At 67.3% G+C, this 26,100-nt stretch carries 19 protein-coding genes and 3 tRNA genes; 14 read left to right on the top strand and 8 right to left on the bottom strand.

All coding sequences use genetic code 11. The features are described 5' to 3' along the window. Nucleotides 1–121: 121 nt before the first annotated feature. Nucleotides 122–1,357 (top strand): Na/Pi symporter, encoded by a 1,236-nt coding sequence (locus IY716_RS13030; RefSeq protein ID WP_218222077.1) that lies wholly within the window; start codon nucleotides 122–124, stop codon nucleotides 1,355–1,357. Nucleotides 1,358–1,532: 175 nt separating this feature from the next. Continuing rightward, nucleotides 1,533–1,829 (top strand): hypothetical protein, encoded by a 297-nt coding sequence (locus IY716_RS13025; RefSeq protein ID WP_218222076.1) that lies wholly within the window; start codon nucleotides 1,533–1,535, stop codon nucleotides 1,827–1,829. Between the two features lie 76 nt (nucleotides 1,830–1,905). Here the strand turns inward: IY716_RS13025 and IY716_RS13020 are convergent, their stop codons facing one another. Continuing rightward, entirely contained in the window at nucleotides 1,906–2,394 is a 489-nt protein-coding gene (locus tag IY716_RS13020; RefSeq protein WP_218222075.1) for a YajQ family cyclic di-GMP-binding protein, read from the bottom strand. Between the two features lie 127 nt (nucleotides 2,395–2,521). Between IY716_RS13020 and IY716_RS13015 the strand changes: the two genes are divergently transcribed. Then, nucleotides 2,522–3,739: a cobalamin-independent methionine synthase II family protein gene (locus tag IY716_RS13015; protein WP_218222074.1), complete on the top strand. Its 1,218-nt coding sequence runs from the start codon at nucleotides 2,522–2,524 to the stop codon at nucleotides 3,737–3,739. Nucleotides 3,740–3,755: 16 nt separating this feature from the next. On the opposite strand, the gene IY716_RS13010 is transcribed toward IY716_RS13015, so the two are convergent. Next, nucleotides 3,756–5,123 carry a PLP-dependent aminotransferase family protein gene (locus IY716_RS13010; protein ID WP_218222073.1) on the bottom strand — a complete coding sequence of 456 codons (1,368 nt, stop codon included), beginning with the start codon at nucleotides 5,121–5,123 and terminating at the stop codon, nucleotides 3,756–3,758. A 222-nt stretch (nucleotides 5,124–5,345) separates the two neighbouring features. Here IY716_RS13010 and IY716_RS13005 point away from each other — a divergent pair. Together IY716_RS13005 and trxA are read left to right on the top strand one after the other, a co-directional pair. Then, nucleotides 5,346–5,427: transfer RNA gene (locus tag IY716_RS13005), tRNA-Tyr, on the top strand. Nucleotides 5,428–5,633: 206 nt separating this feature from the next. After that, nucleotides 5,634–6,017: a thioredoxin gene (gene trxA / locus IY716_RS13000; RefSeq protein WP_218222072.1), complete on the top strand. Its 384-nt coding sequence runs from the start codon at nucleotides 5,634–5,636 to the stop codon at nucleotides 6,015–6,017. 42 nt (nucleotides 6,018–6,059) lie between these two features. On the opposite strand, the gene IY716_RS12995 is transcribed toward trxA, so the two are convergent. Next, the gene (locus IY716_RS12995; RefSeq protein WP_218222071.1) at nucleotides 6,060–7,121 is read right to left on the bottom strand and encodes a DNA-3-methyladenine glycosylase; all 1,062 of its coding nucleotides are present in this window, start codon (nucleotides 7,119–7,121) and stop codon (nucleotides 6,060–6,062) included. A gap of 144 nt (nucleotides 7,122–7,265) precedes the next feature. Between IY716_RS12995 and IY716_RS12990 the strand changes: the two genes are divergently transcribed. The 6 genes from IY716_RS12990 to IY716_RS12965 all read left to right on the top strand — a co-directional run bounded on the left by IY716_RS12990 (nucleotide 7,266) and on the right by IY716_RS12965 (nucleotide 13,566). Continuing rightward, nucleotides 7,266–8,801, top strand: coding sequence for a pyridoxal-phosphate dependent enzyme (locus IY716_RS12990; protein WP_218222070.1), 1,536 nt, complete (start codon nucleotides 7,266–7,268; stop codon nucleotides 8,799–8,801). Beyond that, nucleotides 8,798–9,967: a cystathionine gamma-synthase gene (locus IY716_RS12985; RefSeq protein WP_218222069.1), complete on the top strand. Its 1,170-nt coding sequence runs from the start codon at nucleotides 8,798–8,800 to the stop codon at nucleotides 9,965–9,967. Before IY716_RS12990 ends, IY716_RS12985 begins: the two co-directional genes overlap by 4 nt. Further along, nucleotides 9,960–10,586, top strand: coding sequence for an MOSC domain-containing protein (locus IY716_RS12980; protein WP_218222068.1), 627 nt, complete (start codon nucleotides 9,960–9,962; stop codon nucleotides 10,584–10,586). The genes IY716_RS12985 and IY716_RS12980 overlap by 8 nt, the downstream gene beginning before the upstream one ends. A 427-nt stretch (nucleotides 10,587–11,013) precedes the next feature. After that, nucleotides 11,014–13,182, top strand: a complete 2,169-nt coding sequence (locus IY716_RS12975) for a DEAD/DEAH box helicase (RefSeq protein WP_218222067.1) — start codon at nucleotides 11,014–11,016, stop codon at nucleotides 13,180–13,182. Between the two features lie 140 nt (nucleotides 13,183–13,322). Beyond that, nucleotides 13,323–13,394: transfer RNA gene (locus IY716_RS12970), tRNA-Thr, on the top strand. Nucleotides 13,395–13,492: 98 nt separating this feature from the next. Beyond that, nucleotides 13,493–13,566 (top strand) — tRNA-Met (locus IY716_RS12965). Between the two features lie 154 nt (nucleotides 13,567–13,720). On the opposite strand, the gene IY716_RS12960 is transcribed toward IY716_RS12965, so the two are convergent. The 3 genes from IY716_RS12960 to nirD all read right to left on the bottom strand — a co-directional run bounded on the left by IY716_RS12960 (nucleotide 13,721) and on the right by nirD (nucleotide 17,347). Then, the gene (locus IY716_RS12960; protein ID WP_218222066.1) at nucleotides 13,721–15,874 is read right to left on the bottom strand and encodes a DEAD/DEAH box helicase; all 2,154 of its coding nucleotides are present in this window, start codon (nucleotides 15,872–15,874) and stop codon (nucleotides 13,721–13,723) included. A gap of 299 nt (nucleotides 15,875–16,173) precedes the next feature. Beyond that, complete coding sequence (locus IY716_RS12955) at nucleotides 16,174–16,977, bottom strand: sirohydrochlorin chelatase (RefSeq protein ID WP_255316766.1); 804 nt, start codon at nucleotides 16,975–16,977, stop codon at nucleotides 16,174–16,176. Further along, complete coding sequence (gene nirD, locus IY716_RS12950; RefSeq protein ID WP_218222065.1) at nucleotides 16,970–17,347, bottom strand: nitrite reductase small subunit NirD; 378 nt, start codon at nucleotides 17,345–17,347, stop codon at nucleotides 16,970–16,972. The genes IY716_RS12955 and nirD overlap by 8 nt, the downstream gene beginning before the upstream one ends. Before the next feature lie 280 nt (nucleotides 17,348–17,627). On the opposite strand from nirD, the gene nirB reads away from it, so the two are divergent. The 3 genes from nirB to IY716_RS12935 are packed head-to-tail and all read left to right on the top strand — an operon-like array spanning nucleotide 17,628 to nucleotide 22,272. After that, nucleotides 17,628–20,321: a nitrite reductase large subunit NirB gene (gene nirB, locus IY716_RS12945; protein WP_218222064.1), complete on the top strand. Its 2,694-nt coding sequence runs from the start codon at nucleotides 17,628–17,630 to the stop codon at nucleotides 20,319–20,321. Continuing rightward, a complete protein-coding gene (gene cobA, locus IY716_RS12940) occupies nucleotides 20,321–21,133 on the top strand; it encodes a uroporphyrinogen-III C-methyltransferase (RefSeq protein ID WP_369699718.1) in 813 nt (270 codons plus the stop codon). Before nirB ends, cobA begins: the two co-directional genes overlap by 1 nt. Further along, nucleotides 21,133–22,272: a uroporphyrinogen-III synthase gene (locus IY716_RS12935; protein ID WP_218222062.1), complete on the top strand. Its 1,140-nt coding sequence runs from the start codon at nucleotides 21,133–21,135 to the stop codon at nucleotides 22,270–22,272. Before cobA ends, IY716_RS12935 begins: the two co-directional genes overlap by 1 nt. A gap of 28 nt (nucleotides 22,273–22,300) precedes the next feature. Here IY716_RS12935 and IY716_RS12930 read toward each other — a convergent pair whose 3' ends face one another. Together IY716_RS12930 and IY716_RS12925 are read right to left on the bottom strand one after the other, a co-directional pair. After that, nucleotides 22,301–23,830: an FAD-dependent oxidoreductase gene (locus IY716_RS12930; RefSeq protein ID WP_218222061.1), complete on the bottom strand. Its 1,530-nt coding sequence runs from the start codon at nucleotides 23,828–23,830 to the stop codon at nucleotides 22,301–22,303. After that, complete coding sequence (locus IY716_RS12925; RefSeq protein ID WP_218222060.1) at nucleotides 23,827–26,094, bottom strand: molybdopterin oxidoreductase family protein; 2,268 nt, start codon at nucleotides 26,092–26,094, stop codon at nucleotides 23,827–23,829. The genes IY716_RS12930 and IY716_RS12925 overlap by 4 nt, the downstream gene beginning before the upstream one ends. Nucleotides 26,095–26,100: the final 6 nt, after the last annotated feature.

Here is a 26,100-nt window from a genome sequence, read left to right as displayed (position 1 = left end):
GTTCTACGGCCCTTCATCCGGCGGTGATACTCACGCAGTCCCGCCCGCGCAGCGCAAATGTAGTGCCAAGCCGATTCACAGCAGGGCTGAACCACGGCTCGTGTTCCGCAGAGGAGATTGCATGTCCGCACCGTCGATCGAGGCCCCGCAGCGGGTTGCCGGGCCTGTAGACGAGGCGTCCGCCACGCGACCCTTCAGCCCCTTCGAACGATTCGGTCTCTCTGGGCGGGTGCTCGACGTCGCCAACTGGCTCTCTGTCGCAGCCGCCGTCTACGTGCTGATCACCGCCGTCAATGTCATCGGCACCGGGTTCAGCCTGGCCACCGGAGGTCAGGCGGAGGCGCTCTTCGGCTTCGCGACCAACCCCGTGGTCGGTCTGATGATCGGCATCGTGGCCACGGCGCTGACTCAGTCCTCCTCCACCACCACCTCGGTGACGGTCGGCCTCGTGGCCGGCGGCCTCCCGCTCGGCGTGGCCATCCCGATCATCCTGGGCGCCAACATCGGCACCACGCTGACCAACACCCTGGTCAGTCTGGGCATGGTCCGCGAGAAGGAGTCCTTCCGCCGCGGCTTCGCCGCCGCCACCGTGCATGACTTCTTCAATCTGATCGCGGTCGCGATCTTCCTGCCCCTGGAAATCATGTTCAGCCTGCTCGAGCGGATCTCCACCTCGATCGCGGGGATGGCCACAGGCTCCGACGGCGGCCCGGTGGCTGCGGTGCTGGGCGGCATCGGTTCCACCGTCAAGGGTGCCACCAAGCCGCTGGCGCATCTGATCGAGGACGCGCTGAGCTTCATTCCGGGCAGCCTGCAGGGCGTGATCATGATCGTCGTCGCCGTCGGCCTGATCCTGATGGTGATCAATTTCATCGGGCGGCTGCTGAAGGTGCTTCTGGTCGGCAAGGCTCGCCAGGTGCTGCACGCAGCGATCGGTCGCGGCCCGGTGGCTGGCATCGGTTCAGGGGCCGCCGTGACGATCATGGTGCAGTCCTCCTCCACCTCCACCGCGCTGATCGTGCCGCTGGCCGGTTCGGGAGCCTTCACGCTCAAGCAGATCTACCCCTTCACGCTGGGCACGAACATCGGCACCACGGTCACCGCCCTCATCTCAGCCTTTGCCTTCGACGGCGCGGCGGGAGAGATCGCGCTGACCGCGGCGCTGGCGCACCTGCTGTTCAACGTGCTGGCCACGCTCGTGATCTTCTGCACCCCGTGGCTGCGCGACCTGCCGCCGCGCGGGGCGACCTGGCTGGCCGATCTGGCCGCCGAGAAGAAGGTCTACGCCTTCGCATGGGTGCTCGGCGTGTTCATCGTGATCCCGCTGGCGCTGATCGGTATCAGCACCCTCTTCTGAGAGCTTCCCCCAACCCGATCAACCCCGATCAACCCCGCTGGTTGAGTTTTCCCGTGGAGATGTTTCCACCGGAGAACTCAATCGGCGGGGTTTCTTGGTGGGGTCAGCCGCGCTACGGTGTCACCTGGACGTCTGCTGAATGGCCGACGTCGCGCCGTCGACTTTGAGGAGACCCATGAGCACCGCGACCCTGCTGGCCAGCGCTGACCTCAACCCACTCGTGCCCAACGTCTGGGAGTCGCTGAGCTTCGGCTTCGGATTCGTCGTGCTGATCCCGGTGCTCATGCTCCTGCTGGGACTGTGGGCAGTGATCGCCGTCCTGCGGTCGCGGTCGATGTCGGTCACCACCAAGGCAGTTCTGCTGATCCTGGTGTTCGCGGCCCCCATCCTCGGCGCGATCCTGGCGCTCATCCTGTGCCACCAGGCCCGTCGCGACGCGAACTCGCTGACACCAAAAACCCCCGCCTATTGAGTTCTCCGGTGGATACATGACTACCGGAGAACTCAACCAGCGGGGGAGGGGGAGAGAGGTGTCGCCTCGAGCAGAGTCAGCGCATGTTGACGAACTGCAGGTCGGCGTCCTCAAAGCCCTTGAGCATCGCGATGACCTCCTGGAGGTCATCGCGTGACTTCGAGGTCACGCGCAGCTCGTCGCCCTGAATCGTGGCTTTGACTGACTTCGGGCCCTCGTCGCGGATCTGCTTGGTGATCTTCTTCGCGGTCGTCTGGTCGATCCCCTCCTTGATCGTCCCCTCGATCCGGAACTCCTTGCCGGAGGCATAGGGTTCACCGGAGTCGAAGGACTTCAGCGAGATTCCGCGCTTGACCAGCTTGGAGCCGAAGACATCCTCCACGGCTTTGGCGCGCTCTTCGGAGTTGGCCTTGATGAGCAGCTTCTCTCCGGAGAAGTCGATCTCGGCGCCGGTGCCCTTGAAGTCATAGCGCTGGGCGATCTCCTTCTGCGCCTGGTTCAAGGCATTGGCGACCTCCTGCTTGTCCACTTTCGAGACGACGTCGAATGTCGAGTCCTTGGCCATGGGTGTCTCCTGTCGGTGTGCTGTCGGTGTCGATATCTGCCGATGAGTCTAATAGTCCTGTACAGCCGGTGCTCCTCTGCAGCTAAGATGTGATTTGAAGATATGAACAAAAATGCGGAAGGCAATCATGTCCGACAGGTCCATTCCGGTCACACACGCAGGCTCGCTGCCCCGCACCGAGGAGCTCATCGCTGCGAATGCAGCGCGTGAGCTGGAGCCCGACGGCTTCACGCTGCGCCGCACCCCCGAGTTTGAGACCCTGCTCTCCCAAGCTGTGACCGACCTGGTCGTCCGGCAGAGGAGCTACGGGGTGACCGTCCCCGGGGATGGGGAGTACGGGCACGCGATGACCTCGGCCGTGGACTACGGGGCCTGGTGGTCCTATGTCTTCCAGCGCGTCGGCGGGCTCGAGCTGACCGGTGAAGACCTGTTCAGCTGGCCGCACGTGGAATCCAGCCCCGGGAACATCCAGCTGACGAACATGCTCCACCGAAGAGACTGGGTGCGCTTCAGCCAGGCCTACTCGGACCCGCGTTCCGGCATCGCCACGGGCAAGACCGCCACTGCGTTCCCCTCCACCACCGGCGAGCTGAGCTGGCGGGGCCAGGCGGCCGTGGACTCCGACATCGCGAACCTGAGTGCAGGACTCGACGCCGCAGGCGCGGAGACGGGCTTCCTCACCTCGTTGTCGCCGGGTTCAGGCGCGCGCATCCCCAACCGGCACTACGCGAACGAGGAGGACCATATCTGGGCCTGGGCGGAGGTGATGCGCCATGAGTATCAGGCGATCACCGATGCCGGGCTGATCGTGCAGATCGATGATCCCTCGGTGGCGGAGAACTGGGATCAGATCTCTCCGGAGCCCTCCGTGGAGGACTACCGGCGGTTCACCCAGATTCGCATCGAGGCGCTGAACTGGGCGCTGCGGGGGATTCCCGAGGAGCAGGTGCGGTTCCACCTGTGCTGGGGCTCCTGGCACGGCCCGCACACCACAGATATCGAGTTCAGGCACATCGTGGACCTGATGCTCGGCGTCAACGCGAAGTACTACGCCTTCGAGGCCGCCAATGCGCGCCACGAGCACGAGTATCGGATCTGGGAGGATGTCTCGCTGCCCGAGGGCAAGGTCATCGCGCCCGGGGTCGTCTCCCATGCCACCAATGTCGTGGAACACCCCGAGCTGGTCGCTCAACGCATCGAACGCTTCGCCCGTCTGGTCGGCGCGGAGAACGTGATCGCGTCCACCGACTGCGGCCTGGGCGGGCGCCTGCATCCGCAGATCGCCCACGCAAAGCTCGAGACCCTGGGGCTCGGCGCCGCCCTGGCGGGACAGCGACTTCTCTGATCCCGCCCTGTGGCTTCTAGACGAACGTGGAGTTCAGGCCCTCCTCGGTGGCCTGGAGGATCAGCTGGGCCAGACCCCGGAGCAGCTCTTCATCTTCGGGCAGCTGAGCGATCGAGAGGCGCAGCAGTCCCGTGGGCCGTTCGGTGAGATGTGATCCGCTGCCCACGTCGAGGATCACCCCCTGGGCGCTTAAGGTCAGCGCCGCCGCCTGCTCGTCGGGCACCTGAACCCAGAGCGCCCAGCTGGCGGGCCCCGCCTGGACCGTGAGGCCTGCCTCGGTGAAGGCCTTGAGCGCCATCCGACGCCGGGTGGCGTACCGGGTCCGGGCGCTGCTGACCCGCCGGGCGGCGACGGGGTCGCGCAGCAGGAACGCCAGGGCGTGCTGCAGGATCCTGCTGTTCGAGCTGACACCGCCTGAACGCTCAGTGATCGCTCGCGAGATCAGTGGCTTCGGTCCGGCGAGCACGGCGGTGCGCAGGTCCATGCCGTAGGCGCGTTCGAAGCCGATCACGCGCAGCGTGCGTTCCGGAAGGTGAGCCTCCAGGGTGTGGACGAAGGGCTCCCGTTCGGCGAGCGGGCCCAGCGGGTCCTCCTCGATGACCACGGTCTCGGGGGAGGCGTCCAGGATCTGCTGAAGCTCCTGTGCGCGCCCGGTGCTCAGCACATGCCGCGGTGAGAAGGCGCCTCCGGGGCTGTGGACGAAAGCGGTGGCGCCCGCGTCGAGGGCTTCCTGCAGCGCGGCGGGCACCGGTCCGAGAGCATCCACGGGCACCGCCACCATGTGCAGGCCAAGGCTGCGGGGCACCGAGAGGTAGCCCGGCGGAGCCGGCTCCTCCACAGCGATCAGATCACCGGGGCTCGTAACAGCCTTGGTGGCGAGCCAGAGCCCTTCCGTGGCGGAGGAGACGGCGGCGAAGCTTCGTGGACGCGACTCCGCAGGCCGGTGGCCCAGCTTCTTCTCCACGGCGCGCTGGAGTTCGGGCAGGATGTGCTCTCGGCTCCAGCTGTGCAGATCAGATTGTTTCAGGCTGCGCAGCAACCCCTCTTCCAGAGAGGGCAGAAGCCGCAGGTCAGGACTGCAGTGCAACAGGTCCACGCTCGCCCAGCTGCGGAAGCTCACGCCGCCCACCTCGCCGGGGTCCACGATTCGGGTTCCACCGCGGCGGCGGGTCTCGACCAGGGTGGATTCGCGCAGCAGGCTCCACGCCTGAGCGATCGTGCCCACGCTGACCCCGAGTTCAGTGGCGAGGTCGCGCACGGTGGGAAGTCGCATGCCTGCGGTGAGTGTGCCGGCGCTGATGAGTTCGCGGACTTGCTCGGCGATGCCGGCCGGGCCGCGCTCACTCAGCTTCTCGGCAAGAGTTTCGGCCTCGATGTCGGCCACGATGCTCCTTGGAAGTCGGTGCGGGGGAGGGCGTGCCGCATGGCGGAGGATCAGAACGGGATCATCGCGCAGGCACGAATAATGCGCCCCACGATACTCCTAGTCTGCGGATCAGGATTCGAGAATTCCCCGCATCTTCGCTAAAGTTATGGGGTGCCGAGCACCGGGGCATGAAAAAACACGACACGGGAAATGGCCTCAGGTCACACCGTGTGGTTGCGCGGCAGATTACCCGAGCGGCCAAAGGGGGCTGACTGTAAATCAGCTGGCATCGCCTACGGGGGTTCGAATCCCTCATCTGCCACATCACCGCTGAAGGGCGGGTCGGATCAGAATGATCCCGGCCCGCCCTTCAGCGTCTCGGGGTCCACGTCCCGGCATCACTGCCCAGCGGCGGCTTCCGGGTCGTCGCAACTGCTCGCCGGAGTCGTTCAGCTAGCCGCTTAAGAGCCTGGTTCACGGTCCCGCGGGGGCCGACAAGCTCGAAGTGCTCGCGTATGGTGGCGAGGCATGGCTACCACTGATCTGACCACCACTGACTTCCAGCAGACCCTCGAGGAGAACGACATTCTGCTCGTTGACTTCTGGGCTGACTGGTGCGGCCCCTGCAAGCAGTTCGCACCCGTCTACTCCGAGGTCTCCGAGAAGCACCCGGACGTGACCTTCGGCAAGGTGGACACGGAGGCTGAGCGTGAGCTCGCCGCCGCCGCGAACATCACCTCGATCCCCACTCTGATGGCCTTCCGCGAGAAGGTTCTGGTCTTCTCGCAGCCCGGCGCGTTGAACGCCGAGCAGCTGACCGAGGTCATCACGGCGGTCAAGGACCTGGACATGGACGAGGTCCACAAGCAGATCGCCGAGGACCAGGCGCAGGGCGAGACGCCCCAGAGCTGACCCGAGCCCAGAAGTTTGCACTGAGCGCGCGACTCCGGCGGATCACCGACTTCGGTGGTCCGCCGGAGTCAGTTTGGGTCCGTATTTCTGGTGCTGGAACCCGGAGAGCTTGAGCAGCCGGATCACGCGCTGACGGTGCGGGGCGTAGGGGGCGAGCAGCCGGAGCATCCCGGCGTCATCGGTGCGCTGACCGGTCATCGCGGCGCCGACGAAGTTGCTCAGATGGTAATCCCCGACGGCGGGAAGATCCGCAGAGCCGTGGGAGCGTTGCAGCGCCTCCGCCACGGTCCATTCACCGATCCCCGGGATCGATCGCAGCCTCACACCGAGTGCCGCGACCGCCGCGGTCTCGGCCGGGGTCTCCGCGCTGAGCTGATGGATCCTCCTCGCGCGTTCGGCCACCCGCAGGATGGTCTTCGACAGCGCCGGCTGCACCCAGAGCCGGTGCCATTCCCAGGACGGGACCGCGCGCAGCTGATCTCCCGTCAGCGGCAGCCGCATCCAGTCCGGGGCTGGCACTCCGGGCGCCGAAGGCGGGGGTTCCCCGTGCCGGCGCAGCAGCTGGCGCCATCCGGCACGAGCCTGATCATGAGTGACCTTCTGTTCCAGGGTGGCGGTCACCAGCTGGTCGAACAGTGCTCCGGTGGCGGGCAGCCGGACACCAGGATGACGACGCCGCACCCGAGCCAACGCCGCCGAGGTCTCGTCTCCGAGAGCATCGAGGCGAAGTTCGAGATCCCCCCAGTCGTCGAGGCAGCCGAGCAGCCGCCCCGCCCGACGCTCCGCCAGCTCGGAGACCTCGTGGGCGCCGGCGCCATCGCCGCTCGCAGCAGCCACCCGTACCCGCACGATCGAGGGCCCGAGCTGGTCAAAGCGCAGACTGGCCTGTCCGCGCTGCCGGCCCTGGGCGTCATAGATCCGCTGGCACATCCACGCCCCAGCGCCGGGCGTCCCCTGTGGACCGCCGGCCATGGCGGCCGAGCCCGGATCCAGTCGGATGCTCGGGTCCCCGGCCCCGCGCTGGAGGACCCCCAGCGTTCGGGGCAGGTCGAACGGCCCTTGGAGATCCAGAAGAACCTCGCTGCTGTGCCCCGCCGTGGTCATACATTCACTCTGGCACATCGGTGGGACATCTCTCGCGCACCCCCGTGCACTGCCTGCCCGCGATGCCCACTCATCCGGCAGGCGAGATTTCGCCGAAAGACAGATCCTGACCCAATGTCAGTGGGCATCGGTAGAGTTGGCGGCATGAAATATGCCCAGTCTGTCGTCGAGCTGATCGGCGGCACCCCTCTGGTGCGGCTGAATCGGGTCACCGAAGGTCTCTCCGCCACCGTCCTGGTCAAGCTCGAGTATCTGAACCCGGGAGGGTCCATCAAGGACCGCATCGCGTTGAAGATGATCGAGGAGGCGGAGGCCGCAGGCTCGCTGAAGCCCGGCGGAGTCGTGGTCGAGCCCACCTCCGGCAACACCGGTGTGGGACTGGCCCTGGTCGCCCAGCAGAAGGGGTACCGCGCAGTCTTCGTCACCGTGCCCAAGGTGGCGGTGGAGAAGCGCGACGTGCTGCGTGCCTATGGCGCCGACGTCGTCGTCGGACCCGCCGGGGTTCCCTCGGAGTCCGCTCTGTCCTACTACGGAATCTCAGACCAGCTCGCCGAAGAGATCGACGGCGGCTACAAGCCTGACCAGTTCTCCAATCCGGCGGCACCGAACTCCCACTACGAGACCACCGGCCCCGAGATCTGGGAGGACACCGAAGGCAAGATCACCCACCTGGTCGTCGGCGCCGGCACCGGCGGCACGGTCACCGGCACGGGTCGGTACCTGAAAGAGGTCTCCGCGGACCGCGACACCGGCCCGGTCCGCGTGGTCGTCGCCGATCCGGACGGCTCCATCTACTCCGGCGGCGAAGGTCGCCCCTACTTCGTCGAGGGTGTCGGGGAAGACATCTGGGTCAAGAACTACGACGCCAGCGTCCCGGATGAACACCACTCCATCACCGACGCCGAGTCCTTCGCGATGGCCCGGCGGCTCGCCACCGAGGAGGGCCTGCTCGTCGGCGGCTCCTCCGGCACCGCCGTGGTCGCCGCCCTTCGCATCGCCGAGGACCTCGGACCCGACGATGTCGTGGTCGCCGTCCTGCCCGACTCCGGGCGAGGCTATCTGGGGAAGATCTTCAATGACCAGTGGATGATCGACCACGGCTTCGGCGAGGTCGTCTCACACTCCAGCGGGGTGGAGATCACCGTGAAGTCCTCCCAGGAACTCTCGGACGCGGTCGCACAGGGGGTCATCGGCACCCGTGCCGAACACCCCGAGGCGCAGACCAGCAAGGACCGCTCCGAAGTGTTCACCGCCGCGGATGTCCTGGGCGGCAAGCGCTCGCTCTTCTCCGCCGCCATGCCGGAGGTGGTGTCGATCTCCCGCGAGACCACACTGCGGGACGCCGTCTCGGTGATGAATCGCTATGGGATCGACATCGTCCCGGTGATCGATCAGCCCGGACGCGTGGCCCGCATCGGCGAGGTCTACGGCGTCGTCGACGTCACCCACCTCTCGGAAGAGATGATCATGGGCCACGCCTCTGCTGATGAGCTGGTCGCGGACCACCTGCGCACCGAGCTGCCCCTGGTCGGGATCACCGAGACCATCCCGCAGATCTTGAAGAAGCTCAGGAGCAATCCCACCCTGCTCGCCGCTGAGAACGGCGACATCGTCGGCGTGCTCACCCGCAATGACCTGCTGGCCCACCTCTCCAGTTCAGAACAGAAGGACAACCGATGACCGAGAACAGCTACGGATTCGCCACGGACGCCATCCACGCCGGGCAGGAGCTCGACGAGGTCTACGGCGCGGTGGTCCCGCCCCTGCACTTCTCCACCACCTACGCACCCGACGGCATCGGCAACCTGCGCCGCGGCTACGACTACGGCCGTGCGGGAAACCCCACACGCACCTCGTTGCAGACCCAGCTCGCCGCCCTCGAGGGTGGGGAGCACGCATTCAGCTTCGGCTCCGGCCTGGCCGCCGAGGACGCGATCATCCGTGCGGTGATGCGCCCCGGGCAGCGCATCGTGATGGGAAATGACGCCTACGGAGGCTCCTACCGGCTGATCAGCCGAATCCACGGAGACTGGGGCATCGCCAACACGCCTCTGGACCTCTCCGACCTGGACCGTGTGGCCACCGAGATGGCCACCGAGGACGCGACCCTGCTCTGGGTGGAGACGCCCTCGAACCCGCTGATGTCCATCACCGACATCGCGGCGCTGGCGAAGATCGCTCATGAGAACAACGCCCTGCTGCTGGTGGACAACACCTTCGCCAGCCCCTATCTGCAGCAGCCGCTGAGCCTGGGCGCCGACATCGTGGTGCACTCCACCACCAAGTACATCGGCGGTCACTCGGATGTGGTCGGCGGCGCCGTCGTCACCTCCGACGACGAGCTCGCCACCAAGATCGGCTTCCAGCAGTTCGCCGTCGGCGCCATCTCCGGCCCACTCGACGCCTACCTCACCACTCGTGGACTGAAGACCCTGGCAGTGCGCATGGACCGGCACTGCAGCAATGCCCAGGCGATCGCCGAGCACCTGGTGGACCACCCCGCCGTCGAGCGGGTGCTCTACCCCGGGCTGCCGGACCACCCCGGCCATGAGCTGGCCAGCAGGCAGATGCGCGGCTTCGGCGGCATGGTCTCGGTGCAGCTCGTGGGCGGCGAGGAGGCCGCGCGCACCGTCGCCGAGGGCACCAGGCTCTTCGTGCTGGCGGAATCCCTGGGCGGCATCGAGTCGCTGATGAACTACCCGCATGAGATGACCCACGCCTCGGTGCGCGGCACAGAGCTTGCAGTCCCGGAGAACCTGCTGCGCCTCTCGGTCGGCATCGAGGACGTGAACGACCTGATCGCCGATCTGGATCGTGCGCTGGAGGGGCTCACGGGCCGTGGCTGAGTCCTCGCCGACCTGCCTCGCGGCAGCGGCGCAGCGCCTGGGGCTGACCGGCACCGTGGACGCGGTCTGTGTGGTGGGTCAGCTCTTCAACGACGACGTCGGCGCAGTGGGGGTCTCCGGCATCGACAAGCGACCCGTCGCGGGACCGGTCCGGGTGCGAACGCTCGGTCTTCACGGTGACGTGCAGGCCGATCGCAAACATCACGGCGGTGCCGACAAGGCCGTCTACGCCTACGCCGCCGACGACGCCGCCTGGTGGTCCCAGCAGCTGCAGCGCGAGCTCCCCGCCGGCACCTTCGGGGAGAACCTGCGCCTGTCCGGAATAGATCTCGACGGAGCGTACCCCGGCGAGCGGTGGCGGATCGGCGAGCGCGTGGTGCTCGAGGCCACCGTCCCGCGCATCCCCTGCGCCACCTTCGGGCGGTGGCTCAGGGAGCCGAGCTGGGTCAGACGCTTCATGGAGGCGGGCAGACCCGGCACCTATTTCCGCGTCATCACGGCCGGAACCGTGCAGGCGGGGGATGCTGTGGAGGTCGTCTCCGTGGCGGAGACTGCAGCCGAGAGCATCCGTGAGCTCGCCCTCGCACGCGGCCCTGCGCAGTCCCGTCCTGGAGACTGAGCAGCTCTGACCCGAAGACTGGGCAGCTCCGCGGCAGGAGGCCTGGTGGGCGGCGTGAACGTGAGCTTCGTCTCCAAAGACGACAGGTGTGCCGCCCGTGGGCTAGACTGAATGGGCATTCTCCGGATAATCCCGTTTTCTCTTGCTGACTCCGAGCGTGCTCCTCCTTGAGAGGGGCCGGAAGCTCGTTGAGGGTTGTGTGTATCCACGGGTCGACTCCGGAGCCGACAAAGCGGCCGAGTCCCCGTGACTGATCCAGTCCCGTCCAAAGAATCTGAGCAACCTGCCCTGCCCATGCAGAGGTTCTGTGCAGCGCCTTCTGGCCTGCGCAGCCTCTTCGAGCAGCGGTGGTTGAAGCGCAGGTGCCCTGGGACTGGATCTCAAGCGGGGGTCCTCTCGGTCGCGTGACATGTGACGAGGAGTCAACATGACCATCCAGGATCCCAACGCCTCCGAGCCGACGCAGGCTCAGGACGCGGCCGAAGTCCCGACCGAGACCATCACCGAGGTCGATTCCGCTCCGGAAGCACCCGCTCAGGCCCCTGAAGCGGCTGAGGCCGCGCCTGAGCAGGCGCCGGACGAGACCCAGGCCGCCGTCGATGCCGCCGCAGCGGTCGAGACTCAGTCCGCATCTGCGCAGGCTCCGACGTCCACCGAGGCTCCTGCCTCCAACGAGGCGCCGACCGAGGCTCCGACCGAGGCTCCGACTTCCCCTCAGGCCGAGAAGCCCGCGAAGTCCGCCAGCAGCGCCGACCAGGCCGCCGGCCCGAAGTTCGCAGAACTGGGCCTGGACGATCGAGTGCTGGAATCGGTGACCAAGCTCGGCTACGAGACTCCCTCGCCGATCCAGGCGCAGACCATTCCGCTGCTGAGCCAGGGGCGCGACGTCGTCGGCCTGGCCCAGACGGGCACCGGCAAGACCGCAGCCTTCGCGCTGCCGGCGCTCTCGCACATGGCTCGCGCCAACGACGCAGGGGAGCTGGGCAAGTCCCCTTCCACCCTGGTGCTCGCCCCTACCCGTGAGCTCGCGATCCAGGTCGCCGAGGCGTTCTCCACCTACGCCCAAGGCGTCCCCGGCATCACCGTGCTGCCGATCTACGGCGGCTCCCCCTATGGTCCCCAGCTCGAGGGCCTGCGTCGCGGCGCCCACGTCGTCGTCGGCACCCCCGGCCGCGTCATCGACCACATGACCCGCGGTTCGCTGGATCTCTCCACGATCAAGCACCTGGTGCTCGACGAGGCTGATGAGATGCTGCGCATGGGCTTCGCCGAAGAGGTGGACCAGATCCTGGCCCGCACTCCGAAGACCAAGCAGGTCGCGCTGTTCTCCGCCACGATGCCCAAGGCGATCCGCCGGATCTCCGCGGACTACCTCAACGATCCGGTCGAGGTCTCGGTGAAGTCCAAGACCTCCACCGGCACCAACACCCGCCAGCGCTTCGTGCTGATCAAGCATTCGGCGAAGAACGAGGCGCTCACCCGCATCCTCGAGACCGAGCCGCATGATGCTGCGATCGTCTTCGTGCGCACCCGCTCGGCCACCGAAGAGGTCGCGAACAAGCTCGCTGCCCGCGGCTTCCGCACGGCTGCGATCAACGGTGACATTCCGCAGAACCTGCGCGAGAAGACCGTGGAGAACCTGAAGTCGGGTCGCATCGACATCCTCGTGGCCACCGACGTCGCGGCCCGCGGTCTCGACGTCGAGCGCATCACCCACGTCTTCAACTACGACATCCCGCTGGACACCGAGTCCTACGTCCACCGGATCGGCCGCACCGGCCGCGCGGGTCGTTCAGGCGACGCGGTGCTGTTCGTGACGCCCCGCGAGAAGCGGATGCTGCGGTCCATCGAGAAGGCCACCCGCCAGCCGGTCGAGCAGATGTCCATGCCGACCATCGCGGATGTGAACTCCTCACGGCTGGAGCGCTTCTCGGAGCGCATCACCGAGACCCTGGCCTCTGAGGAGCTGGAGGAGTACCGCGGACTCGTGGCCTCCTACACCCAGGAGCACAACACTCCCGCCGAGGACGTGGCCGCCGCACTGGTGGCCATGGTCCATGACGGACGTCCGCTGCTCCTCGATGAGAAGCGCGACGACGAGCTGGTCCGTGAGTCCAAGCGCGAGGTCGGCGATGAGCGGGGCGGCAGCGATCGCCCCGAGCGTCCAGCGCGTGACCGCGGGCCGCGCACTGCGGGTCCGGGCAATGCGATGTACAAGATCGCGGTGGGTCGCCGCAACGGCGTGAACCCGGGTCACATCGTCGGCGCGATCGCCAACGAGGCGGGCCTGAGCGCCCGCGAGATCGGCGGCATCGACATCCGCCCGACGCACTCCCTGGTGGAGCTGCCTGAGAAGCTCTCCTCCGAACAATGGGCGGCTCTGGCCAAGACCCGCATCGGCGGCGAGCTGCTGAAGATGGAGCGCGACTCCGGCGCACCGTCCAGCTCCGGTGACTCACGCGGCGGATACGCAGGCAAGCGTGAGGGCGGATATGCCGGCAAGCGCGATGGCGGATCCGGCGATCGCGGCGGACGGCCCAGTGCCGGCGGAAGCCGCTTCGGAGACAAGGATCGCAACAAGCCCCGCTGGAAGTGATCGAGGCCCCTTCAGGGGGTTCCGGGAGCTGCCGTCGCAGAGCTGACTCTGCGGCGGCAGAGGCCCTCGTCAGGGGAGAGCGAGCTCACTCCTGACGGTTTTTGACCGGCACTGGACTGGTGGTAGAGTTTAGTGCTGTTGCCCCAATAGCTCAGTGGTAGAGCGCAGTCTTGGTAAGACTGAGGTCGCGGGATCGATTCCCGCTTGGGGCTCTGAATGAGAGCCCGCGCAGCGCAGCAGAATGCGCAGCGCGGGTGTTTCTCATTCCGCCGATTCCAGAGTCTCTGAGAGAGATTCCGGAGCGGCATATGGCGGTGTAGCTCAGCTGGTTAGAGCGCACGACTCATAATCGTGAGGTCCCGGGATCGAGCCCCGGCACCGCTACAGAAGACGCCGCACAGGCGAGCACGACGCTTCGGGCCCCTACGCTTCACAGCGTGGGGGCCCGACGTGTCTCCGGGCGCGCAGCCCGGCAGCCCGGTGCTCCGGGTGCCAGACCTTCCGTCGCGGCGCTTTCGCCGGGCGAAGTGGGCAGCTCCTAGTTGCTGCTGTGGCCCTGCAACGCATCCTCGAGAAGCGTGACGAGCGCCTCGAGCTGGACATCGGCAGAGTCGGCGATCGCCTGGTCGCTCCCGTCGAGCGCTCGCGCGGCCAACCCTGCCTTGGCGTCGATGAGCTCGGCGATCTTCGTGTCAAGGGTCTGCGCCGCGATGATCCGCCACGCCGTGATCGGTTCCGCCTGACCGATGCGGTGGATCCGGTCGATGGCCTGCGTCTGCTCGGCGTCGGTCCAGGAGAGTTCGGCGAGCACCATGTTCGAGGCGACCTGCAGGTTGATGCCGACGCCGGCGGCAGTCAACGAGCACACCGCGACGGCGACGTCCGGGTCGTTGGTAAATGCGTCGATGTGCTTCTGCCGAGCCGATGCGCTCTGGTCGCCTCGGATGGAGGCGTACCGGATGCCCTGCTTGGCGAAGGTCGCCTCGGCCGTGTCCATGACGTCGATGTGTTTGGCGAAGAAGACGACCTTGCCGGCGCTGCGGGCGAGCTGGGCGGCGTAGTCCGCCGCGAGGCCGGCCTTCGCCTGGCCGATGCGTCGGGTCATGCTGAACACGTTCTCGTTGGACTTCTTCGTCGTCCGGCTCACGCGCTCCCGGGCGGCGACCTGGCGCACGAGTGCGTGGTCGATGCCCTCGACGACCTCGCTTGATCCCTGGGCGGCCAGGGCCCGCTCATAGCGTGTGACGAGACGACGCGCGAGGCTCTGTTCGGCGGCGCGGATGGACCGACTGGCCTCGTCGTCGATCTCGACCGGGACGTCGGCCACTCGACGGGCGGGCAGGTCGGAGGCGACATCCACCTTGCGTCGCCGCACGATGCCGCGCTCGACGACGGCTGAGCGGGCGGCGGTGGAGAAACCCCGGTCGGCCGGTGTCAGACCTGTCTGTTCGAGCGCCTCCATCAGCTCACCGATCGGCTTGGTCTCGTCGATCCAGCCGAGGAACTGCCAGATCGCCCGGAAGTCCTCGATGTCATTGATCAGCGGGGTGCCGGTGAGCGCGATGAGCAGCGGATCAGCGATCCGTGTGCGGATGCGTTCGGAGAGCTGCAGCACGTTCTGGGACCGCTGCGACTTCCGGTTCTTGATGTAGTGCGCCTCGTCGACCACCATCCCGCGCAGGCCCAGTTCCTGGAGCCAGCCCGCGTGCCGATCCAGCACCTCGTAGTTGACGATGATGATGTCCGCGAAGCCGTCGATCCGGTCCCCGTCGCCGTGGACCACCGTCGCGGGGCGGCGAGGCGTCCACAGTGCTGCCTCCCGCGCCCAGTTCATCTTCACGACGTTCGGCACGACCACGAGCAGCGGGTAGGCATCCGCCGCCTGAGCGGCGAGCAGCGCCTGTGCCGTCTTGCCCAGGCCGGGCTCGTCTGCGAGCAGGAACGTCCGGTGTCCTTCCGCAGCGGCGGCGACCAGTCGCGCCTGATGCGGCATGAGGTCCAGCCCCTGGGTCGCCCGGCTGGCGGCAGGCTCCGGCAGGTCCATGCAGGAGAGAGCGCCGCCGTCGGTGAAGGACTTCATCAGCGGCTCGATGAGCTCCCAGCCGACGAGGCGGCGGGGCTTGGCGGTGCGCTTGGCGACGACGGAGTAGTCAGGTTCGAGGAAGGGGTTCGCGAGCTGACGAGATGCCACCGATACGGGCACCACCTGGCGCTGCGGCTCCGGCGTGGGCTCGGCCGGTTCAGCTGGTGCGGCGGGCTCGTCCGGCACGGCGATGCCGGCAGACTGCAGGAGCTCGCGGCGCAGTGAGCGCGCACGGTCGGAGACGACCGCGTCGTCGGCGAGCAGCCCCAGCAGGGAGGGGTCGCGGGCGGCCGTCGTGGCCAGGATGGTGGCGATGCCGTCGAGGCGCTTCAGGTCATCTGCGCCGCGCGCCCCCTGCTTCGTCTCTTCGGCCTTGAGACGGGCCCGCTCCTCGCGCATGAGCAGCGCCACCACCTGGAACTTGGTCCGGGTCGAGGGCAGGTCGAGACCACGCTGGACCGCGGACTCGACCTCGCGCACGACCTTGGCGAGCAGGTGGATGATGCCGCCGTCGTCGTTCTTGCGGGGTCGCCGTCGGGCGCGCGTACGTGCGGCGTTCTGGCGCTGGGCTCCTCGAGCCACGGAGTCCTCCTCGAAGCGATTGGTCATGCACATGGCGGGACGGTGCCCGCACGGCACCCACGGCGGGGCGGGGACGTCCGAGCAGTCTCGGCATACAGGTCCCGGAGCACAAGCTGGTCCAGCGGATTTCCAAGAGATCGACGCGTCGGACGTGCCCAGCCGGTGGGGGCCCCGCCAGCGTACCGCGTGCCGGACGAATCTCTGGCCTCGGGAGAGCCTCCGCTACGCCTACGACGCCTGGACACGCCCTGCCGGGTGATCTCGAAGGTTCCGGGAACGACGTGGTGTGGCGGGTGTCTTGGCGCTGAACCCGTGTCCGCTCGCCGTCAGCGCGCGGCGTGCGCGGTCGGAGTCAGTTCCGCCAGTCCCGCGGCGAACCGGTCAAGAATGATCTCCACCAGCTCCGTCGGTGCCTGCGTCGAGTCCTGCGGCAGCAGCGACCGGGTGACCACGTCGGCGCCCGCGCGTTCAAGCAGCTTCTGAAAATAGCCCGGAGCCAGCAGGTAGCTGATCAGCACGACCCGGCCCTGCGTGGTGGTCCGCGCCTGCGCCACCGCGGTCTTCACCGAGGGTTTCGCGAAAGAGAGGTAGGCGTCCTGGACGGGACGGTCGAGGCGGGCCTGAATCCGAGCCGCCATCTCCTGGCAATCCCGCACGGCAGAGCTGTCGGAGGAGCCGGCGGCGGCGAAGATGAGCTCATCGCGGCCGAGATCGACGCCGGCCTGTTCCAGACGATGGATGATCAGCTCCACCAGGCGGTCATCGGGTCCCAGCGCCCCGCTGATGGTCGCGGGTCGATTCAGCTCAGCCGTGTCTCGCTTCAGATCTACATTCACATGGAAGCCGGCGGAGAGCAGCAGCGGTACGACGACGGCGGCCATCCCCTCCGAGAGGGCGGCCAGACTGGCGGGGACATCAGGTTGCTGGACATCAACGTGGCCGAGTCTGACCAGGTCAGCGAGGCCGCGCTTCGCCGCTGCATCGCGGACCTGCTGGACAAGCTGCGCCACGAGACGCTGGCCCTCAGGGTTGGAGGTCCCATGGGAGACTGCCAGCAGCGCGGTCCGCGGCGGACGCCGCTGCGGTCCAGGCATGGAACCCCGCTCAGGTGCGAGTCCACGCTCAGACATGGATCTCCACAGTTCCCTCGACGATCCGCACGGGGTAGGAGTGAAGCGTCAGGCCCTCTTCGCTGAGGCACTGACCGGTCTGGAGATCATAGGACTGCTTGTGAATCGGGGAGGCGATGGTCGGCCTGCCGGCCTTCGAGCCGACGATTCCGCGCGACATGACGTTGGCGCGGGCAAACGGGTCCCACTGCGAGACCGCGTGGACGGTGTCCTCGTAGAGCCGGACCAGCGCGATCTGGGTGCCGTTGATCAGGGCAGCCTCTCCCCACATCGGCTCGAGATCGTCCAATCTGCATACCCGCCGCCACTGCGGATCCGCGGTCGCAGCGTCGTCGTCTGGACGGGGGGCAGGTGTCGTCGCGGTGCTCATGGCACCACTGTAAACAGCGGCAGTTTCGATGGGAACGCCTGCATGTAAAGCCCGCGTGACGTCGAGTTCACCAGCCTTCAGATCGAGGTGAGCACGTCGTCATATTGGCTTTACAAATGCGACACCGCCCAGAAATCGCAGGTTCTTAGGCTGGGGTGCACCCTCGACGGTCCGGCATCCAGGAGGAGCCGCGCCCGCTTCAGTGCCAGATCAACTTCAGTGCCAGATCAACGTGAAGGCTATTCGCAGCACTCATCGTCTACCGCGAAGGTGAACACCTATGGATGCACCCACAGCTTCGACCCAGGCCAGGGCCGAGCGACACATCGTCGTCGTCGGTGGAGGCCCGGCCGCGCACCGCGTGACCGAAGCCCTGATCGCTCGGAATCCCGAGGGTCTGCGGATCAGCGTGTTCACCGAGGAGTCTTCGGCCCCCTATGACCGCGTCGCGCTGTCTCGCCGCTTCGCCGCAGACGAGGACCTGCTGCTGGGCGACCCGGCGCTGTGGCAGAACCTCCGGGTTCAGCTTCACACCTCTACGGCCGTGGCCAGCATTGACGCTGCGGCTAAGACTGTTCGCACAGCGCAGGGGGAGGTGATCGATTTCGACGATCTGGTCCTCGCCACCGGCTCCTCGGCGCCTCGGCCGCCGATCGACGGCGCTGAGCACATCGCGGTGTACCGCACCCTGGAGGACGTGGACTGGCTGCGGCAGCGAGCCGCTGACCTTTCGGCGAAACTCGGCCGCCCGGCCCGCTGCGTGGTGATCGGTGGAGGTCTGCTGGGCCTCGAGGCGGCTGGCGGGCTCAAAGGACTCGGGGCCGAGGTCACCGTGGTGCATTCGCGTCCCTGGCTGATGAACGCGCAGGTGGATGAATACGGCGGGCGCACGCTGAACCGTCTGCTGGAGAAGGAAGGTTATCGTCTTCAGCTGGGTCAGCGACCCAGCAGGCTTGCCGTGGATCCCCAGTCGAGTCCCGGGGGAAGCCGCTACACCCTTGAATTCACCGAGAACCCCGATCTGCCGGCAGATCTGGTCGTGGCGGCCATCGGCATCACGGCGCGGGACGAGCTGGCCGTGGAGGCGGGCCTGGAGTGCGCCGAGCGTGGGGGAGTCGTCATCGATGAGACCTGTGCCACCTCGGCGGAGGGCATCTGGGCCATCGGTGAGGTGGCCAGCTACCAGGGCGTCTCCATGGGTCTGGTCGCCCCGGCCAATGCCATGGCTGAGGTGGTGGCGGATCGACTCAGCGGAGGCACCGCCTCCTTCGACGGATTCGACACCGCGGCCAAGTTGAAGCTCGCCGGGATGGACGTGGCTTCCTTCGGAGACGCCTTCGCCGAGACTCCTGGGGCACTGGAAGTCGTCTATGCAGACGCCGTCGGCGGGATCTACCAGAAGATCGTGGTCACCGACGACGCGACCACCCTGCTCGGCGGAGTGTTCGTGGGCGACGCGACCCCCTACTCCTCGCTGCGACCGCTGCTGGGGCGGGAGCTTCCGGCGGCCCCAGGGGCATTCCTCTCCGCCTCCGGAGGTGGGGAGCTGGATATGGACCTGCCCGATGACGCGCAGATCTGCTCCTGCAAGGACGTCTGCGCCGGGACCATCCGGTCCGCCGTGGAAGGCGATGACCAGCATCCGCCCTGCACCGATATGACGGCGATGAAGGGCTGCACCAAGGTCGGCACTCAGTGCGGCTCCTGCATCCCGATGGCGAAGAAGATCATGGAGAAGCAGATGCTCTCCCTCGGGATGGACGTCTCCAGGGCGCTGTGTGAGCATTTTGCGCATTCCCGAGCGGAGCTGTTCGAGGCGGTGCGTGCCACCCAGCTGACCTCCTTCACCCAGATCGTCGCCCGGTTCGGCACGCCCGCAGATCCCAGCGTCAACTTGGGCTGTGACCTCTGCAAGCCGGCGGTCGCCTCGATCCTTGCCGCGCAGCATGGTGCGGAATACATCTTGGAAGCAGGACGAGGCACCCTGCAGGACACCAACGACCGCGCCCTGGCGAACATGCAGAAGGACGGCACCTATTCCGTCATGCCGCGGATCCCCGGTGGCGAGATCACTCCGCAGAAGCTGAAGATCCTTGCCGAGGTTGCTGCCGACTTCGACCTCTACACGAAGATCTCCGCCGCCCAGCGCGTGGATATGTTCGGCGCGCGGCTCGAGCAGCTGCCCGCGATCTGGCGCCGACTGGTCGACGCCGGTTTCGAATCAGGCCAGGCCTACGGCAAGGCGCTGCGCAACGTGAAGTCCTGTGTGGGGTCCAGCTGGTGCCGCTACGGGGTGCAGGACTCGGTCGCCATGGGCATCAGACTGGAGAATCGCTACCGCGGGCTGCGCTCACCGCATAAGATGAAGTTCGGCGTCTCCGGATGCGCCCGTGAGTGTGCGGAGGCCCGAGCGAAGGACGTGGGCGTGATCGCCACCAGCGATGGCTGGAACATGTACGTCGGGGGCAACGGCGGAGCCACGCCGGCCCATGGACAGCTGCTCGCCAAGGACCTCGACGATGCCTCGCTGCTGCGCTACATCGACCGGTACGTCATGTACTACGTCCGCACCGCAGACCGGCTTCAGCGCACGGCACGGTGGATGGAGGAGCTTCCTGGAGGAGTCGACCATGTCTACGACGTCGTGGTGAAGGACTCGCTGGGGATCGGTGCTGATCTCGAGGCCGCAATGGCCGAGCATGTGGACGGCTACGAGGACGAATGGGCCGCCACGCTGCGGGACCCGGAGCGTCTTCGTCGCTTCCGCAGCTTCGTCAACGCTCCGGACGCTCCGGACACCGGGCTCGCCTACGTGCTCGAGCGTGGCCAGCGTCGACCCGCCACAGAAGAGGAGCGAGCCGCGTCCGAGGCCGGTGAGGGCCCGGTGCTGCTGACCGGCCCCCGGATCCCTGTCCGCGAAGAGATGGCACGCGAAGATGCGGCGAGCATGGCTGCTGCGAAAGGGACCTCATGATGGGAACCGGAGAAGTGACGCTCATCGGCGGTGGCCCTGGTGCCGCAGATCTGATGACCGTGCGTGCTCGAGATGCCCTCGCCGTCGCTGATGTCGTCTTCTATGACCGGCTGGCCCCGACAGACGGCTTAAGGGAATGGGCTCCCGCCGCAGAGCTCTACGACGTCGGCAAACGGCCCGGACACCACCGGATCACTCAGGAGAACATCCAGCAGAGGATGGTGGCTGCCGCGCTCGACGGCCGGCGCGTGGTCAGGCTCAAGGGCGGAGATCCATTCGTCTTCGGCCGGGGGAGCGAAGAGGTCGCCGCCTGTCGCGAGGCGGGCATCCCGGTGACGGTGGTTCCGGGAATCAGCTCGGCCATCGCCGTGCCGGCTGCGGCAGGGATCCCCGTCACGGCGCGCAACGTCTCCAAGTCGTTCACCGTGATCTCCGGCCATGACCCGCTCAGCGAGCGGGAGCTGGCTGGTCTCGCCGCGCTGGGTGGCACGGCCGTGATCCTGATGGGGGTGGGAACTCTGGGTCACACGATGGCCGGGCTGCAGCGTCAGGGCATGATGTCCGATACTCCAGTGGGGGTCGTGGAGCACGGATTCACCGAGGACCAGCGAGTGCTCATCGCGCCGCTGGCCGAGATGCTAGGGGTGGCGGCTGCGGCCAGGCTGCGCTCGCCAGCGGTGCTGATCATTGGCGACGTGGTCCGTCTCGCGGCGGCCGATCCCTGCTCGGGCGAGGCCAGCAGCGACTCCGACTCATCACCCGGGGCCGCGGGGGAACGCGTGATCCGTGCCATGGCCGGGGCGGTGCTCTGATGACGGCTCTCTCCTCTGCCGACGCGTCGACGGGGGTTCCCCAGACGCTGGCGGGCTTCCGCATCGGCATCACCTCGGACCGGCGCAGCGAGGATCTCATCTGCGCATTCCAGCGCCGCGGGGCCGAAGTCACGCATGCGCCTGCACTGCGCATCGTGGCGCTCACCGAATCCGTGACGCTGCAGCGGGACACCCGGCATGTGATCGAGGCGGCACCTGACTTCGCGATCATCACCACTGCCTATGGGATGCGCCGATGGGCAGAAGCCGCAGACGCCTACGGTCTGGGCACCGAGCTCTTCCAGGCGCTGGACCGGGCAACCATTCTGGTGCGCGGACCCAAGGCGCGCGGAGCTGTGCGCGCCGCAGGCCTCGACGACGACGGCGCCGCGGAGGATGAGCGTACCGCGACCGTGGTGGACATGCTGCTCACCCGCGACATCGCCGGCAAGACGGTGGCGTTGCAGCAGCATGGGGCCAGCGATGTTTCTCAGATCGAGCGTATGCAGGCAGCAGGGGCGACGGTGGTGTCGGTGCTGCCCTACACCTGGACCAAGCCGGATGAGGATTCCGACCTGCTGCGCATGATCGACGCGGTCATTGATCGACAGCTTGACCTGGTGACCTTCACCGCCGCCCCCGCGGTGGAGGCCTTCCTCTCGGTGGCGCGCCAGTACGACAGATCAGAGGCTCTTGTCGACGCTCTGCGCTCAGACGTGGTGTGCGCGGCGGTCGGGGCGGTGACAGCCGGGCCCCTCTACGACGCCGGGCTGAGTCCGATCATCCCGTCTCGGTGGCGACTCGGCGCCCTGATCAAGCTGGTCTGTGATCATCTCGAGGAGCACCACACGCTGCGCATCACGACTCGTCACGGTCTCATGGAGCTGCGCGGTTCAGAGGTGCGGCTTCCGTCCCTCAGCGACGCCCCGGTCCGACTTCCCCCTGGTCCGCTGTCGCTGCTGCGCGCCCTGGTCAAGGCCGAGGGGGCGGTGCTGACCCGGGAACATCTGATGCAGGTGCTCGGGCAGTGCGAATCGGAACACGCCTTGGAGATGTGGGTCTCCCGGCTGCGCAAATCACTGCCCGTGCCTGGCCTGGTCAGCACCGTGGTGAAACGCGGATACCGACTCACCGTGTGAGCGCGTGTACCGGCTGCACGAGCTCCTGCTAAGCCTGCGCCGGCTGGAGGAGCTTCTCTATCTGGGAGTGGCAGGTTCCACAGCCGGTGCCGGCACGACAGGCCTCGCCCACCTCGGCGACGCTGGAGGCGCAGCCCGCGGCATCTTCCACCTGGCTCAGTGTGGTCCCAGCGCATCGGCACAGTACGTCATCGGGACCGAGCTGCGCCTCTCGTGTGGCATGCTCGGCGGCGAGCAGCGCCGTGCGGTCGGCCACCGGCATGGTGCCGCGTCCGGCGTGCATCGCCAGTTCTGCTGCCGAGCGGGGCATGCCCACGGAGACGAATCCCAGCAGCCGGTCATGTTCTGAGACGATGCGCAGATACTGGCCGGCTTTCGGGTCAGACCAGGTGGAGACGCTGGGGGAGTCAGGATCCCAGGGATCCACGTCCGTGGTTCCGGCGCACGCCACGTTCAATGTCTTGGACTTCACCAGGATGACGTCCAGCCCGGTGCCGGCACGCATCCTCACCGGGGAACCCGAGGCATCACGTTCCACCCCCCGGCTCAGGCTCAGCTCGGCACACAGGGCCTCAGCAGCTGTCTCCGCGTGCGCCCATCCCGGGGCGATCAATCCCGTAGGCTCCCTGCCATCGACCGTGGCGCAGTCCCCTATGGCAAAGATCCTCGGATCGGTGATGCTGCGGCAGTATGCGTCGGTCATGACGCCCCAGCGGGTGGACAGCCCCGCTTCGGCGGCCAGCCCATCACGAGCGCGTACGCCGGTGCAGAGCACGAGCAGCGAGGCGGGGATCTTCTCGCCCAGCGAGGTGCGCACTGCGCTCAGGCGACCGGATTCGGACACCACCGTGGTGATGTCTGCGGCCGCGCGCACCTTCACACCGGCACTGATGAGTTCTCGGCGCAGCAACATCCCGGCGTCCGCGTCGATCTGACGCCCCATGGGCACATTGCCGCGGTGGACGAGAGTCACGGGAGAACCGACTTCCGCGATGGCCAGTGCCGCCTCCACACCGAGCACGCCACCGCCGAGCACGACCACCGGTTCGGCGCGACGCACCGCAGCGGCGAGGCGCAGCGCATCACCCATGTCTCGCAGTGCCATGATGCCTTCCGGGAGCTGCGAGACCCGCACCTCGGCGTCGATGGCGCCGGCGCGTCGAGTCTCCACCTCCAGAGTGGGCATGAGCGGCTCAGCTCCTGTGGCGAGCACCAGACGGTCATAGGGAACGACGTCGCCCCCTTCGAGAAGGACCCGCTGCGCGGCGCGGTCAATTTCAGTGGCTCTCGCGGAGGTGAGCACCGTGACTCCGAGGTCTCGCAGCTGCTTCACATCGGAGACCGCGAGATCCTCGGGTCGGAGGCGGCCTACAGAGACATCGCCGATGCGGATGCGCTGATAGGCGGGCTCGGGCTCAGCTCCGACGATGGTCAGCCGGATCCTGCCCGCGATGACCTCCTCGAGCAGCTCGTCGACCAGTCGCGCGGCGACCGGACCGAATCCGAGGACCACGAGCCTCGCGGCGGGTGCGACGGTGACACGTGTCGTCGGGCTCATGAGGCTGCCTCCTGGGAATCGGCGCGACGGATGCGGACCGGGGTGTTCTTGAACTCGGGCATCTTCGAGTGTGGATCTGTCAGTCCGCGGGTGAGTGCGTTTGCGGCCGCCTCACCGGAGAAATGGAAGGGTGCGAAGACGGTGTCGGCGCGGATCGTCTCATCCAGGCGAACCTTCGCCCTCATGGATCCCTGTGCATTTTCGAGCACCGCATAGTCGGCGTCCTCGAGTCCGAACTGGCGGGCAGCAGCTGGATGGATCTCGACGGTGACCTCAGGGTGCGTGGCATCAAGGGCTGGTACTCGACGGGTCTGGTTTCCTGACTGGTAGTGCTCCATCAGTCGTCCCGTGGTGAAGGTCAGTTCATCCGCCTGCGGGCTCGCCTGGCGACGCGGTCGGATCGCGCTGAGCCTCGCCCGGCCGTCGGCATGGGCGAAGGTCGACTCGAACATGCGCGGGGTGCCGATGATCGGTTCTCCGCTGAGGGTGAGTTCGCGCGGGCCGGTGGTCTGGCTGATGACGGCGTCGGTCGTCTCCTCCGCGTCCGTCGAGGGGTGCGGCCAATATCCGGCGTGTCCGGAATCCAGCTTCTCCCAGCTCATGCCGGAGTAGTCGGCGGCGGCCCCCGCCGTGGCGCGGCGGATCTCTTCGAAGACCTCCGCGGGATCTATTGGAAACCCGGTGGGCTGGCCGAGGCGACGGGCCAGTTCAGCGAAGATCCACAGCTCTGAGCGGCACCCGGACGGAGGCTGGACCGCTTGGCGCCGACGCAGCAGACGCCCCTCCAGATTGGTCATGGTCCCGTCCTCCTCGGCCCACTGCAGCACCGGCAGGACGACGTCGGCCTCAGCCGCGGTCTCGGAGAGAAAGAAGTCGGCGACCACCAGCAGATCCAGAGCACGCAGGTTCTTGAGCACCCGACCGCTGTCCGGGGCAGAGACTGCGACGTTTGAGCCGTGGACCAGCAGTGCGCGCACGCCGGGCCGGCCGTCTTCGCTGTGGGTGCCCATAGTGTGCAACAGCTCGGTGGCAGGGGTTCCTGGACCTGGAATGGTCTTCGGATCCACGCCCCAGACCGCGGAGATATGGGTGCGGTCAGCCTCCGAGCTGATCGAGCGCAGCCCAGGGAGCTGGTCGGACTTCTGTCCCATCTCTCGGCCGCCCTGCCCATTGCCCTGTCCGGTCAAGGTGCCGTAGCCGCCGCTGGTGCTGCCGGGCAGCCCGAGGATGAGAGCGAGGCTGATGGCGGCACGAGCAGTGTCGGTGCCGTCGCGATGCTGTTCCACCCCGCGTCCGGTCAGGATGAACACCGGCTCCCCGCCCTCCCGAGCCCGGGACGCCGCCGAGCCGAGTCGACGCGCGATGAAGCGGATCTGATCGGCACCGACCCCGGTGGCGGCCTGTGCCCTCTCGGGCCACCAGGCCGCCGCTGAGCGGCGGAAGTCCTCGAGGCCGTTGACTCGCTGCTGCAGGTACCGCCGGTCCGTGTAGCCCTCCTCGAAGAGCACGTTTGCCAGCGCGAGGAGCAGCGCAAGGTCACCTCCGGGGGTCGGTGCCAGGTGGAATCCGCCGCCCTCCGCCGTGAGCTCTGCAGTGGCGCTGCGCCTCGGGTCCACCACAATGAGTCCACCCTTGGCCATCGCACCCTGCAGATGCTGGACGAAGGGGGGCATGGTGTCTGCGACGTTGGAGCCCAGCAGCACAATGGTGCAGGCCGCGTCCAGATCGGTCAGCGGGAAGGGCAGACCCCGATCGACGCCGAAGACCATGGTCGAGGCCTTGGCGGCCGAGGACATGCAGAACCGACCGTTGTAGTCGATCTGCGAGGTGCCCAGGGCCACGCGCGCGAACTTGCCGAGGGCGTAGGTCTTCTCGTTCGTCAGGCTGCCGGACCCGAAGACCCCCACCGCATCGGAGCCGTGGGTCTGCTGGATGGCTTTCACACAGTCCGCGACGTGGTCCAGAGCCTGGTCCCAGCTGACCTCGCGGAACTCTCCGGTGCGCTCACCGTCCTCGTCCCTGACGGCCATGAGTGGGGTGGTCAATCGGTCCGTGCGGCCGGTCAGGAGCTCGGCGGAGGTGCTGCCCTTCCGGCACAATCGTCCCTGATTGGTCGCAAAGTCGGCACCTTCCACCGTGATGCTCGGTGCTGACTGTGGCCTCTCGGTGATGTTCAGCCGCATGGCACATTGGAGAGCGCAGTAAGGACAGTGCGTGGTGACGCTGCGGGTGCTGCGCTCCTGAGTCGTCGCGCTGTACTCCATCGGCTT

It is taken from the genome of Nesterenkonia sp. Act20 (genome assembly GCF_019173455.1).
Classification (GTDB): Bacteria; Actinomycetota; Actinomycetes; order Actinomycetales; family Micrococcaceae; genus Nesterenkonia.
The sequence above is the reverse complement of the archived record's forward strand: the minus strand, read 5'-3'. Positions and strand labels throughout refer to the sequence as shown.